The 12,280-nt window shown below is 66.9% G+C and carries 11 protein-coding genes; 7 read left to right on the top strand and 4 right to left on the bottom strand.

The window, feature by feature from the left end:
* From rplT to pheT, 3 genes are all read left to right on the top strand, one after another.
* A partial coding sequence (rplT, locus tag ACESL8_RS10305) for a 50S ribosomal protein L20 (RefSeq protein ID WP_372918495.1) occupies nucleotides 1-298 on the top strand: 298 nt, incomplete at its 5' end.
* Nucleotides 299-390: 92 nt separating this feature from the next.
* Nucleotides 391-1,464 (top strand): phenylalanine--tRNA ligase subunit alpha, encoded by a 1,074-nt coding sequence (gene pheS / locus ACESL8_RS10300; protein ID WP_372918493.1) that lies wholly within the window; start codon nucleotides 391-393, stop codon nucleotides 1,462-1,464.
* Complete coding sequence (gene pheT, locus ACESL8_RS10295; RefSeq protein WP_372918491.1) at nucleotides 1,461-3,836, top strand: phenylalanine--tRNA ligase subunit beta; 2,376 nt, start codon at nucleotides 1,461-1,463, stop codon at nucleotides 3,834-3,836. The genes pheS and pheT overlap by 4 nt, the downstream gene beginning before the upstream one ends.
* Here the strand turns inward: pheT and ACESL8_RS10290 are convergent.
* Nucleotides 3,833-4,516 (bottom strand): OmpA family protein, encoded by a 684-nt coding sequence (locus tag ACESL8_RS10290; protein WP_372918489.1) that lies wholly within the window; start codon nucleotides 4,514-4,516, stop codon nucleotides 3,833-3,835. The two genes, pheT and ACESL8_RS10290, sit on opposite strands and share 4 nt — an antisense overlap.
* A gap of 139 nt (nucleotides 4,517-4,655) precedes the next feature.
* Here ACESL8_RS10290 and ACESL8_RS10285 point away from each other — a divergent pair, with 139 nt between their 5' ends.
* A complete protein-coding gene (locus tag ACESL8_RS10285; RefSeq protein WP_372918487.1) occupies nucleotides 4,656-5,966 on the top strand; it encodes a hemolysin family protein in 1,311 nt (436 codons plus the stop codon).
* A complete protein-coding gene (locus tag ACESL8_RS10280; protein WP_372918485.1) occupies nucleotides 5,963-6,364 on the top strand; it encodes a TonB family protein in 402 nt (133 codons plus the stop codon). Before ACESL8_RS10285 ends, ACESL8_RS10280 begins: the two co-directional genes overlap by 4 nt.
* Nucleotide 6,365: 1 nt before the next feature.
* On the opposite strand, the gene ACESL8_RS10275 is transcribed toward ACESL8_RS10280, so the two are convergent.
* From ACESL8_RS10275 to purD, 3 genes are read right to left on the bottom strand one after another with little or no spacing between them, the layout of a single operon-like run.
* On the bottom strand, nucleotides 6,366-8,105 hold the full coding sequence (locus tag ACESL8_RS10275) for a M20/M25/M40 family metallo-hydrolase (RefSeq protein ID WP_372918483.1): 1,740 nt from the start codon (nucleotides 8,103-8,105) through the stop codon (nucleotides 6,366-6,368).
* A gap of 4 nt (nucleotides 8,106-8,109) precedes the next feature.
* Nucleotides 8,110-9,180, bottom strand: coding sequence for a phosphotransferase family protein (locus ACESL8_RS10270; RefSeq protein ID WP_372918481.1), 1,071 nt, complete (start codon nucleotides 9,178-9,180; stop codon nucleotides 8,110-8,112).
* Between the two features lie 13 nt (nucleotides 9,181-9,193).
* Nucleotides 9,194-10,450 carry a phosphoribosylamine--glycine ligase gene (gene purD / locus ACESL8_RS10265; RefSeq protein ID WP_372918479.1) on the bottom strand — a complete coding sequence of 419 codons (1,257 nt, stop codon included), beginning with the start codon at nucleotides 10,448-10,450 and terminating at the stop codon, nucleotides 9,194-9,196.
* A gap of 74 nt (nucleotides 10,451-10,524) precedes the next feature.
* Between purD and xseA the strand changes: the two genes are divergently transcribed.
* Nucleotides 10,525-11,988: an exodeoxyribonuclease VII large subunit gene (gene xseA, locus ACESL8_RS10260; protein WP_372918477.1), complete on the top strand. Its 1,464-nt coding sequence runs from the start codon at nucleotides 10,525-10,527 to the stop codon at nucleotides 11,986-11,988.
* Entirely contained in the window at nucleotides 11,988-12,209 is a 222-nt protein-coding gene (locus ACESL8_RS10255; protein WP_372918475.1) for a DUF2093 domain-containing protein, read from the top strand. Before xseA ends, ACESL8_RS10255 begins: the two co-directional genes overlap by 1 nt.
* The last annotated feature ends 71 nt before the right edge of the window (nucleotides 12,210-12,280 follow it).

Genomic DNA, 12,280 nt, shown 5'->3' with positions numbered 1-12,280 from the left:
TTATGGCCGTCGCAAGAACACCATCCGCATCGCCCGCCAAGCGGTTGAAAAGGCTGGGCAATATGCCTACCGCGATCGCAAGGTCAACAAGCGCAATTTCCGCGCGTTGTGGATCCAGCGCATCAACGCCGCCGTCCGCGCGGAAGGCCTCACCTACAGCCAGTTCATGAACGGCGTGAAGATCGTGGGCCTGACCATCGATCGCAAGGTCATGGCCGATCTGGCCATGAACCAGCCCGAAAGCTTTACCACCATCATCGGCCAGGTGAAGGCCGCTCTTGAGGCGAAGGCCGCGTAAGCTTACGCAGCCCGTAATGCTGAAAGGGGCGCGCGCCTTCACAGGCGCTGCGCCCCTTTTTCGTTTTCAGTCCCCGGTTTACAGGCCATCCCATGAGCACCGATACCAGCCACTTGCAGGCCGATACCTTGGCCGCCATCGCCGCCGCCGCCGCGCCAGACGCGCTGGAGGCGGTGCGCGTGGCCGCCATGGGCAAACAGGGCAGCATCACCGCGCTGCTGAAAACGCTGGGCGGCATGAGCCCGGACGCGCGCACCGTTGCCGGCCCGGCCTTCAACGGCCTGCGCGAAACCGTGACGGCTGCGCTGGCGGAAAAAAAGGCCGCGCTCGATGAGGCGGCACTGAACGCCAAGCTGGCCGCGGAACAGCAGGACATGACCCTGCCCGTCGCTCTGGCGCCGTCGGGCTCCATCCACCCAGTGAGCCAGGTGATGGACGAACTCGCCGAAATTTTTGCCGATCTGGGTTTCGCCGTCGCCGATGGCCCGGAGATCGAGGACGACTGGCACAATTTTTCCGCGCTCAACATCCCGGAAAGCCACCCGGCGCGCGCCATGCACGATACGTTCTACATCGACGGCCAGCCCAATATGGTGCTGCGCACGCACACATCGCCGGTGCAGATCCGCACGATGATGAGCCAGAAGCCCCCCATCCGCATCATCGCGCCGGGCCGCGTGTATCGCAGCGATTCCGATGCCACCCACACACCGATGTTCCACCAGATCGAAGGCCTGGTGATCGACAAGGGCATCACGCTGGCGCACCTGCGCTGGACCCTTGAAACCTTCATCAAGGCCTTTTTCGAAGTGGACGACGTCGTGCTCCGCTTCCGCCCGTCCTACTTCCCGTTCACCGAGCCGTCGGTGGAGGTGGACGTTGGTTATTCGTCCAAAACCGGCAAACCCGCCGGCGCCGGCCAGGTCGACAAATGGCTTGAAGTGCTGGGCAGCGGCATGGTCCACCCGCGCGTGATCGCCGCCTGCGGGCTCGATCCCGATGAATGGCAGGGCTTTGCCTTCGGCACCGGCGTCGATCGGCTGGCCATGCTCAAATACGGCCTCACCGATCTGCGCGCCTTTTTCGATGGCGACAGCAAGTGGCTCAAACACCACGGCTTCTCGGCCTTTGATCTGCCCTCCATCTCTGCCGGAGCCACCTCGTGAAGTTCACCCTGACTTGGCTCAAGGACCATCTGGGCACCGCTGCCAGCGTCGACGAGATTGCTGCCGCGCTGACCAATTGCGGGCTTGAGGTGGAAGCCATCGAAAACCCGGCTGAGGCGCTGGGCGCGTTCACCGTCGCCCATGTGTTGTCGGCGGAGCGTCACCCGCAGGCTGACAAATTGCAGGTGCTCAGCGTCGATATCGGCACCGGTGCGCCCGTACAGGTGGTGTGCGGCGCGCCCAATGCACGTGCCGGCATGAAGGGCGTGTTCGGCGCGCCCGGCACCTTCGTTCCGGGCAGCGGCATCACGCTGAAGGTGGCGGCGATCCGCGGCGTCGAATCGTCCGGCATGATGTGTTCGATGCGCGAGCTTGAACTGTCGGACGAGCATGACGGCATCATCGCACTTGCGGACGATGCGCCGGTGGGCGCGCGTTATGTCGATTGGGCCGGGATGAACGATCCGGTGTTCGATATCGCCATCACCCCCAACCGGCAGGAATGCCTGGGTGTGCTCGGCATCGCGCGCGATCTGGCGGCCGCCGGCATCGGCACGCTTAAAACGCGCACAATTGCGCCCGTGGCTGGCGCCTTCCCGATGCCGCGCCCGATCACCATCGAAGACGCAGCTGGCTGCCCCGCCTTCGCCGCCCGCATCGTGCGCGGCGTCAGCAATGGCGTGTCGCCGGAATGGCTGCAACGCCGCCTGCGCGCTGTCGGCCTGCGCCCGATTTCGGCGCTGGTCGACATCACCAATTTCCTGTCGATCGACAGCGGCCGCCCGCTGCACGTCTACGACGTCGCCAAGTTGACAGGCGGCCTCACCGCACGCCGCGCCCGCACCGGCGAAACTGTGCTGGCGCTCAACGGCAAGACCTATGCGCTTGATGACAGCATGACCGTGATCGCCGACGATGCCCAAGTCCACGACATCGGCGGCATCATGGGCGGCGAACACAGCGGCTGCAGCGAAACCACCACCGACGTGCTGATCGAGGCGGCGTATTTCACCCCCGAACGCATCGGCACCACAGGCCGCGCCCTCGGCATCAATTCCGACGCCCGCGCCCGGTTCGAGCGCGGCGTCGATCCGCTGTTCGTGGTGCCCGGCCTCGAACTCGCCACCCGCATGGTGCTCGATTTGTGCGGCGGGCAAGCATCGGAAATGGTCGTCGCCGGCACAATTCCCGACACTGCGCGCAGCGTCGCTTATCGCCCCGCCCGTGTGCTCGGCCTCGCCGGGCTGGATGTGGCGGCGAATGAACAGGAAGCCATCCTCACCCGTCTGGGTTTCGGAGTGACACACACGGGAACTGGCGGCCAACCGTGGCAAGTTTCGGTGCCGTCATGGCGCCGCGATGTCGATGGCGAGGCCGATCTGGTCGAGGAGGTTGTGCGCATCCACGGCCTAGACAAGGTGCCGGCCACGCCGCTTTCGCGCGCCGCAGGTGTCGCCGCGCCCACCGCCACCCCGCTGCAACGCAGCCAGCGCCGCCTTCGCCGCGTGCTCGCAGCCCGCGGCCACGACGAAGCCATCACTTGGAGCTTCCTGCCGCCCGCCGATGCGGATGCGTTCGGCGGCGCGGCCTTCAGCCTCGCCAATCCGATTTCCGCCGACATGGCCGCCATGCGCCCCAGCCTGCTGCCCGGCCTGCTGTCGGCCGCCGCGCGCACCATGGACCGCGGCACGGCCAGCGTGCGCCTGTTCGAACTGGGCCAGCGCTATCTTGCCGACGGCGAACGCCCCACCGCCGCCATCCTGCTCGCCGGCGAGGCGCGCGGGCGTGACTGGCGCAGCGGCCCGGCGACGAAACCCGATGCCTATGACGCCAAGGCCGAAGCGCTGGCGGCATTGGCCGCGCTGGGCGCGCCGGTGCAGCGCCTTCAGGTCGCCCCGACGGCGCACGGCTGGTGGCACCCTGGCCGCGCTGGCCGGCTGGTGTTGGGCAAGGCAGTACTAGCGGATTTCGGCATCATCCACCCGCGCATTAGCGCCCGGATGGGCGTCAAAGGCCCGGTGGCCGCCGTGGAACTCTACCTTGATGCGCTGCCGCCGCGCAGCCGCAAGCCCGGTGCCTATGCACCCAACCCGCTGCTGCCGCTCAGCCGCGATTTCGCCTTCGTGGTGGATGAAAACCTGCCCGCCGACAGCCTGCTGCGTGCCGTGGCCGGGGCCGACAAGGTGCTGATCGCCGGCGTCAGCCTGTTCGATCGCTACAGCGGGCCGGGCGTGGCACCCGGAAAACTCAGCCTGGCGGTCGCCGTGGCCTTGCAACCCACCGCCGCGACCCTGACCGAAGCCGAGATCGAAGCGGTGAGTGCCAAGGTGGTCGCGGCAGCCGCCAAGCTGGGCGCGACCCTGCGCAATTAATTCCCGCGCGGGGCCGGCAGATCCTGCTGGGTGACGGGTGACAGGCGGATTTCGACGCGGCGGTTCTGGCTGCGGCCGGCATCGCTGTCGTTGCTGCCCACCGGCATTTGCGCGCTATATCCGCGCGTCGCCATGCGCGCCCGCTGCACACCCTGATATTGCAGGTAATCCGCCACCGCGCTGGCGCGGCGTTCCGAAAGCGGCTGGTTGATCGCGTCGCCGCCGGTTGAATCGGTGTGGCCGGTCACATCGATGAAGGTCGATTGATAGCTGGCCAGCGTTTTCGCGACCTGATCGAGCGCCGGGCGCATGTCGGGCCGCACACTGGCCTGATTGGTGTCAAACGCGATGCCAGAAGGCAGCTTGATGGCGATTTCGTCGCCGCGCTGTTCCACTTCGATGCCGGTGCCCGCCGTGCGCTGCTTCAGTTCGCGCGCCTGCTTGTCCATGTAACTGCCCACGGCGCCGCCGGCGATGGCGCCAACGCCTGCCCCGATCAGCACTTCGGCGCGGTTGTTGCGCCCGCCGAGCAAGGCACCCAGCAACGCGCCGGCACCCGCGCCAGCCGCAGCCGTGCCTGCGGGGCGCGAAATGCGCCTGCCGCCGGTTTCAGGATCGGTGACACAGCCGCCCAGCGCCACTGCGCTGGCAACCATGCCGATGGTGATAAGATGCTTCATTGCTGTTTTCTCCTGTTGGTGGGCGGCACATGACAGACGCATGGTGGCCGTATGATGAACGGGCTTTGCAGCACCGCCCTGCTTCCCGTATGAAGGCATTGAGCGGGCACCTTGGCCCCGCGTTGCCGTTTCGGAGCGTATGGCCCCCTTTCCCTGGCTGGATGCTGCAACCATCGCTGCCTTGATCCTGCTCAACGGCTTTTTCGCCATGTCGGAGCTGGCGATCGTCTCGGCACGTCGCCCGCGGCTGCGTGGGCTGGCCGAACGCGGATCATCGGGTGCCAGAACAGCCCTGAAACTCGCTGAAAATTCCGGCCGCTTTCTGTCGGGCGTGCAAATCGGCATCACGCTGGTGGGCATCATCAACGGCGCCTATTCGGGTGCCACGCTGGCCAAGCCGGTGGGCGACCGGCTGGCACTGTGGTTCGGCCTGCCGGCGCATGCGGCCGAAGAAACCGGTTTTGCCGTGGTGATCGTAGTCGCCACCTATCTGTCGCTGATCGTCGGAGAACTGGTGCCCAAACAGTTTGCGCTGCGCAGCCCCGAAGCCATCGCCGTGAAAGTCGCACCGATCATGGCGGTGTTTGCCCGTTTCACCACGCCGTTCGTGTGGGCGCTTGATCACAGCAGCCGGCTGGTGTTCCGCCTGCTCGGCCAGAGCCGTTATGCCGATCAATCCGTCACCGAAGAGGAATTGCGCTCGGTCGTGGCCGAAGCCGCCACCGCCGGCGTGATCGACGCCGAAGAAAGCGACATGATATCGGGCATCATGCGGCTGGCTGATCGCCGGGTGCGCGGTGTGATGACCCCGCGCGGCGAAGTGGAATGGATCGATGCCGATGCCCCCGAAGACGTAGTGCGCGCCCGGCTGGCCGCCACCCCGCACAGCCGTATCCTGGTGGCGCGCGGCGGGGTGGACGATATCATCGGCGTGCTGCAATCGCGCGATGTGGTGCAGGCGTTGATCGAAGGCCGCCGCCTTGATCTGGCGGCGCTGGCACGGCAGGCGCCGGTGCTGCCCGATGTGGTGGATGCCGTCGAAGCCCTGAATGCGCTGCGCGATTCCGATATCCCGATGGCGCTGGTGCACGATGAATATGGCCATTTCGAAGGCATCGTGACCCCGTCCGATCTGTTGTCGGCGATTGCCGGGGCGTTCCGCAGCGATGTTGACGACATGAACGATCCGCCCGCCGTCGAACGCGACGATGGCAGCTGGCTGATATCGGGCGCGCTGCCGGTGGATGAACTGGCGCACCGGCTGGGGGTGCCGCTGCCGCTTGAGCGCGATTACGAAACCGTGGCCGGCCTGGCGCTGGAACAGCTGCGCCACCTGCCGCAAACCGGCGAGCGTTTTCGCGTGGGGCAATGGCAATTCGAAATCATCGACATGGATGGCCGCAAGATCGACAAGTTGCTGGCCAGCCGCGCGGCAAACGGCGCGCCATGATGCGCCGCGCGGGGTTGCTGCTGATGGCGCCCTTGCTGCTTGGCGCGGCGCCTGCTGCACCCGCCGCGCCCACACCGCCACTGCCCAAGAAGGTCGATCTTGGCCCGGATGCCTATCCCGAAACCGCACGCAATGCCGGGGTGGAAGGCGATATCGCCATCGAACTGCAGATCGATGGCAAGGGCGTTGTCACCGGCTGCGATGTGACCAAGGGCGCGGAGCTGCCATCGGAATTGGCGGCCGGCACCTGCGCGCTGGCCAAGGCCAATTGGCGTTTCCTGCCGGCGCGCGGCGCTGCCGGCCAGAACGTGCCGGGCCGCGTCACCTATGCCATCGCCTTTCGCATCTCGCGGCGCTGCCCGCCGCCCAGTAACGAGACGATTTGCGTTTTCCTGTAAATCAGCCCTGCTGCTTTTCGGTGCCGGCATAAGGCGGCACCGACGGCGCGCGGGCATCGAGATTGACCCACAATGCCATGCCGGCCGCCAGCACGATGGCCAGCACGCCGAGCAACACGACCGGCCGCCGTTGATTGAAGGGGGTGGGGCCATCAGGCATGAGCGGCGCCAACAGCGCCAGCACCGGAAACAGCAGCGGCGCCGTGGCATACGGCAGGGCCGCGCCGACGCCGAGAAAAGCGAAGTGAAACAGTTCCGCGCCCAGCGCCACGCCGGGAATGGCGAGCAGCGCCGCCGGGGCCACCTGCATTACCCCCGATCCGCCCGGCCGTGCCCCCAGCGCCGCGCCGATGGCCGCGAGCAGCGCCGGCCACGCCAGCACCGGCCCAGCGCCCGGCAGCAGGATTTGCGCCGCCAGCGCACCAGCAAAGCACAATGCGGCCCACATCAACCAGCGATCCCACAGGCTGCCAGCCGGGGCGGCAGCAAGGAATGCGACCAGCGCCAGAGCCGCCAATGCCGCCGCCACTTCCAGCCGCGGCAGTGCCGCCAGCCGGTCATAATATTCCGCCCCGACGCTGCCCGACAACAGATTGAGGCCGAACATCAGCAGCCCGGCGATAACAACGGCGAGCACCGCCTGCCCCAGCGCCAGCAGCGCGCCGCCCAGCGACCATTCACGGCGGCGCCACACCGTTGCGAGCACGATCAGCGCGGCAGTGACCCCAAGCAGCGCCCAGCCAGTGGCCGGCGCATAGACGATGATGCCGACCAGCGGCGCCGAAGCAAACACGGCATTGCCAGTGCGTGCTGGCAATGCAGCCGCCGTGACCAGATCGCGGGTAATGCCCAGCGCGCTATCACCCAGATGCTGCAACGCGCCTTGATCAAGCCGGTCGGGCGTCATCAACGGGCTGTGATAGCCCCACGCATCGCCGATGAAGGCAAAGTTGAGCCCGGCCATGCCGCGGTTTTTCGCAGGAGTGAAATCGGTGTCGTTGGGCAGGCTTTCATACAAGGTAACGGCAAGGCTGCTCGCCGAAGCACCCGGTGCAGCGGCCGCAAGCCGGCGCACGAGATCACCGTTTTGCGGCCCCGTCTGGAACATCATCGCCCGGCCGCCGCCGCCGCGCGCTTCAAGGTTGATGAGCACGCCAATACGGCTGGCGATCGGATCGGCAGCCGCGCCTGGCGCGAATATCGCACGCGCACCCACCAGCCCCAATTCTTCGGCATCGGTGAAGATCAGCACCAGATCGCGGCTCTGGCTGGCGGCGGGGATGGCGCGCGCCGTTTCCAGCGCGGCCGCAACCCCGGCAATATCGTCGGCTGCCCCCGGCGATGCCCACACCGAATCGTGGTGCGCCAGCAGCGCGATGGCCGGCGCTTGCCGATCCAGGCCGGGGCGCACCGCAACGATGCTGATCGCCGGCGCATTCGGGTTGCCGCCCCGTTTCGCCAGCAGTTGTGCTGCCCGATCGGGCAGCGGCGTCACCACCCGGCGGGTTGCAAATCCAAGCCCGGCCAGCCGCCCTTCCAGATGCGCGATCACCGCCGCGCTGGCGGCCGTCCCGGTGGGGTGGGGTTCGCGCGCCAGTATCCGCACATCGGCCATGGCGCGCCCGGCGCTGAACTGATCGGCCGGGGCGCTGGCATCTACCGGCGCGGGCGTCTGCACGCTCCACCAGCCCAGCAGCAGCCCGGCAGCAAGCGTGACAAGGAACAGCGGCCAGCGGTTCACGCTTTTACTGCGCTCCCAGCTTCTGCGCCTGCGCCCACGCCAGATCGGCCAGCGCTTCGAAACCTTCGGCAGACTTGCGCGCATGTTCCGATGTCGCGGTGCCGCGGATCACCCGCCCCTTGATGCCGTGGATGATGCCCGCCAACCGGAACATGTTGTAGGCGACATAAAAATCAATGTCCGGAATGCCCGTGCGCCCGGTGCGGCGGCAATAGGCGTCGACATATTCCTGCTCGCTCGGCAGGCCCAACGCATCGAGATCGTTGCCGATCAGCCCGGTCGTGGTGCTGGGCGGCATGCGGTACATCATCAGGTGGTAGGAAAAATCCGCCAGCGGATGGCCCAGCGTCGAAAGCTCCCAATCAAGCACCGCCAGAACGCGCGGCTCGGTTGGATGGAAAATCATGTTGTCACAGCGATAATCGCCGTGAACGATGCTCACTTCGTCGCCGGGCGGGATGTTGGCGGGCAGCCATTCGACCAACTTGTCCATCGCCGGATAGCGGCCGGCGTCGACATCCTCCAGATACTGCCTGGACCAGCGCCCGATTTGCCGCGCGAAATAATTGCCCGGCTTGCCGAAATCACCCAGCCCCGCGGCGACCGGATCGATCATGTGCAGATCGGCCATCGTCTTGTTCATGGCGTCGAAATAGGCACGGCGTTCTTCGCGCGGCACGCTGGGAAAGGTCGTGTCCCAGATCACCCGGCCATCAACACAGTCCATGATGTAAAACCACGTGCCGATCACGTCATTGTCCTGGCACAGGCCAAACGTGCGCGCCGCCGGAAAACCTTGCGCGTGCAGCGCCGTGATCACCTTGTATTCGCGGTCAACGGCGTGGGCCGACGGTAGCAGCTGGCCCGGCGGCTTGCGGCGCAGCACATAATTCTGCCCCGGCGTGATCAATTTGTAGGTTGGGTTCGATTGCCCGCCCTTGAACTGTTCGATGCCCAGCGGCCCGGCATAGCCTGCCACATTGGCATGCATCCAATCCGCCAGCCGCCCGGCGTCGATCTCCTGTCCGGCGCGCACCGCACTGGTGCCCGAAAATTGCTCTTGCCGATCGCTCATGCGCTTGTCCCCCTCAGGCGGTCTTGCCGATATCCCGCCGGAAATGGCCGCCATGCCACTTGATCTTGCGAATAGCCGCATAGGCGAGCGCGCGCGCCTCGGAAATATCATGGCCCAGCGCCGTCACAGCCAAGACCCGCCCGCCGGCCGCCACCAGCCGGCCATCGTCGCTGCGCCCGGTGCCGGCGTGGAACACACGCACCCCCAGCGCTTCGGCGGCGCCAATGCCCTCGATCACCGTGCCGGCCACCGGCTTCCACGGATAGCCACTGGCAGCCATCACGATGGTGACAGCGGCATCCTGGCTGAACACCGGATCGACGCTGGCCAGCGTGCCGGTTGCCGCAGCCCACATCAGTTCCACCGCATCCGATTCCAGCCGCATCAACAATGCCTGCGCTTCGGGGTCGCCCAGCCGCACGTTATATTCGATCAGCATCGGGCCATCGGCCGTCAACATCAGCCCGGCATACAAAAAGCCCTGAAACGGCGTGCCGCGCGCCTGCATCGCCGCCAGCGTCGGCAGCACAATCTCGTCCATCGCCTGTTGCTGCAGGGCCGGGGTCAACTGCAGCGACGGGGAGAATGCCCCCATGCCGCCGGTGTTGGGGCCCTGGTCGCCGTCGCGCAGCCGCTTGTGATCCTGCGCCGATGGCAGCACCCGCACGGTTTGCCCGTCGGTGAGGATGAACAGGCTGGCTTCCGGCCCTTCCAGGCATTGTTCCACCACCACCGGGCCATGGATTTCGGCCAGCGCCGCCAGGCCTTCCTCGTTGCTTTCCGCCACCGTCACGCCCTTGCCGCCAGCCAGGCCATCGGCCTTCACCACCACCGGCAGCGGGTGCACGGCAACATAATGATGGGCATCGGCAGCACTGGCAAAGCGCCGGAACCGCGCTGTGGGGATATCGTATTCAGCGCACAAATCCTTGGTGAAGCCCTTGGAGGCTTCCAGTTCCGCCGCTGCCGCCGATGGGCCAACCACCGCCACGCCCGCATTTCGCAGCGCATCGGCAACGCCGGCCACCAGCGGCGCTTCCGGGCCAACCACGACCAGCGCGATGCCTTCGCGCGCCACAAAATCAACCACGGCTTGGCGGTTGGTGATGTCCAGCGCCGCACATTCCGCCACATCGGCGATGCCGGCATTGCCCGGCGCGCACACGATGCGGGCGCAGCGCGGCGACTGGCGCAGCCGCCAGCACAGGGCGTGTTCGCGGCCGCCGCCGCCAAGCACAAGGATCGCAACGGAATCGGGGCATACACTCATGCCCCCTCCCTATCATGCAAGGATGACGCGACAAGGATGTTTCCCGCGCGGCGGCCACGGTTTAAGGAAGGCGGGTGAATGACAGCCCAGAACATGCGCAAGACACCGGCCAGGCCAACACGCCCGAATATTCGGTGAGTGAAATTGCCGGCGCGCTGAAACGCACGGTGGAAACCGCCTTTGGCCACGTGCGCGTGCGCGGCGAGCTTTCCAGCTTTCGCCGCCAATCCAGCGGTCACTGGTATGGCAGCCTCAAGGACGAACGCGCCCTGATCGATCTGGCGATGTGGCGCGGCCCCGCCGCCGCCCTCAGCTTCCGCCCCGAAGACGGCATGGAAGTGATCGTCACCGGCAAGCTGACCACCTATCCCGGCCGTTCGAAATATCAGCTGATTATCGAACGCATGGAACCCGCCGGCGTCGGCGCGCTGCTCGCCCAGATCGAGGCGCGGCGGCTGAAGCTGCAAGCCGAAGGTCTGTTCGATCCGGCGCGCAAGCAACAATTGCCGTGGCTGCCGGGCGTCATCGGCGTCGTCACCAGCCCCACCGGCGCCGTGATTCGCGATATCCTGCACCGGCTGGCCGATCGTTTCCCGCGCCGCGTGCTGGTGTGGCCGGTATCGGTGCAGGGTGATGGTGCCGCCGCGCAAGTTGCCGCCGCCATCGCCGGTTTCAACGCCATTGCGCCCGGCGGGTTGGTGCCGCGCCCCGATCTGATCATTGTGGCGCGCGGCGGCGGTTCGATCGAGGATCTGGCCGCCTTCAACGAAGAAAATGTCGTACGCGCCGCCGCCGCCAGCCGCATCCCGCTGATCAGTGCGGTGGGCCACGAAACCGATACCACCCTGATTGATTACGCATCGGATTGGCGCGCCCCTACACCCACCGCTGCCGCCGAACGCGCCGTACCGGTGCGCGCCGAACTTGCCGCGTCCATCGCGATGCTGGCCGGGCGGCTGGATGCCGGCGCGGTGCGCGGCTGGAAATTGCGCCGCGAACGCAGCGAGGCGCTGGCCCGCCGCCTGCCGCAGCCGCGCAATCTGATTGGCCTTGCCGCCCAGCGCATCGATGATCTGGCCGAACGCCTGCCCAACGCCTTGAATGCCCGCGCCGCGCAGGTGGCCTTGCGCCTGACCAGCGCCGCCGCGCGCCTGCGGCCGGCGCTGCTGAATGCACGGCTCGAACGCAGCGCCGAACGGCTGGCCGGGGCGGCGGCGCGGCTGGCCCCGGCGCTGGCGCGGCCATTGAATGTGGATGCGCAAAAACTGGCGCGCGTCGGCGGGGCCTTGCGCCCCTTCCTGATCGAAACACGGCTGGCCGCCGCTTCGGCGCGGCTGGCGCAGGCCGGGCGCATGCTCGACAGCCTGGGGCCGCAGCAGGTGCTGGCCCGGGGTTATGCCATTGTCATCGGCCCGGATGGCCACGTCGTCGCCTCGGCCAGCGCCGCAGCGGCAAGGCCGCGCTTGACGATCCGTTTTGGCGATGGCGAAACACCGGTGTTCACCGCGCCCGTTCCGCCACAGGGGAGTTTGTTCTGATGCTCGATCGTTTTGGCCGTTCCGCCCGCCTGCGCTACGAATCGGGCAGCTTCCGGGTGCTGGAGCCAGGCGAATATGTGATCTGCGCCGTCACCAGCCAGCGCATCCCGCTGGCGAGCCTGCGTTACTGGAGCCACGAACTGCAGGAAGCCTATTTCAGCGCCGATGCCGCCACCGCGCGCTATGCCGAAGTTCGCGCCAAGGGGGCGCTGCCGGCCTGATGCGCTTTTTCGCCCTGCCGGTGCTGCTGGCATCAACAGCGATCACCGGGGCGGCGGCGCCGTTGCCGCTG

The sequence above is a fragment of the Sandarakinorhabdus sp. genome (genome assembly GCF_041689835.1).
Taxonomy (GTDB): domain Bacteria; phylum Pseudomonadota; class Alphaproteobacteria; order Sphingomonadales; family Sphingomonadaceae; genus Sandarakinorhabdus.
Note: the sequence above shows the minus strand (reverse complement) of the source record. Positions and strands in the feature narration are given on the sequence as shown.

Bases quoted from the DNA above. Each gene is read 5' to 3' on its own strand.
- ACESL8_RS10255 (WP_372918475.1), top strand. From the start codon at position 11,988: ATGCTCGATCGTTTTGGCCGTTCCGCCCGCCTGCGCTACGAATCGGGC.
- ACESL8_RS10270 (WP_372918481.1), bottom strand. From the start codon at position 9,180: ATGAGCGATCGGCAAGAGCAATTTTCGGGCACCAGTGCGGTGCGCGCC.
- ACESL8_RS10280 (WP_372918485.1), top strand. From the start codon at position 5,963: ATGATGCGCCGCGCGGGGTTGCTGCTGATGGCGCCCTTGCTGCTTGGC.
- ACESL8_RS10290 (WP_372918489.1), bottom strand. From the start codon at position 4,516: ATGAAGCATCTTATCACCATCGGCATGGTTGCCAGCGCAGTGGCGCTG.
- purD (WP_372918479.1), bottom strand. From the start codon at position 10,450: ATGAGTGTATGCCCCGATTCCGTTGCGATCCTTGTGCTTGGCGGCGGC.
- ACESL8_RS10285 (WP_372918487.1), top strand. From the start codon at position 4,656: ATGGCCCCCTTTCCCTGGCTGGATGCTGCAACCATCGCTGCCTTGATC.
- pheS (WP_372918493.1), top strand. From the start codon at position 391: ATGAGCACCGATACCAGCCACTTGCAGGCCGATACCTTGGCCGCCATC.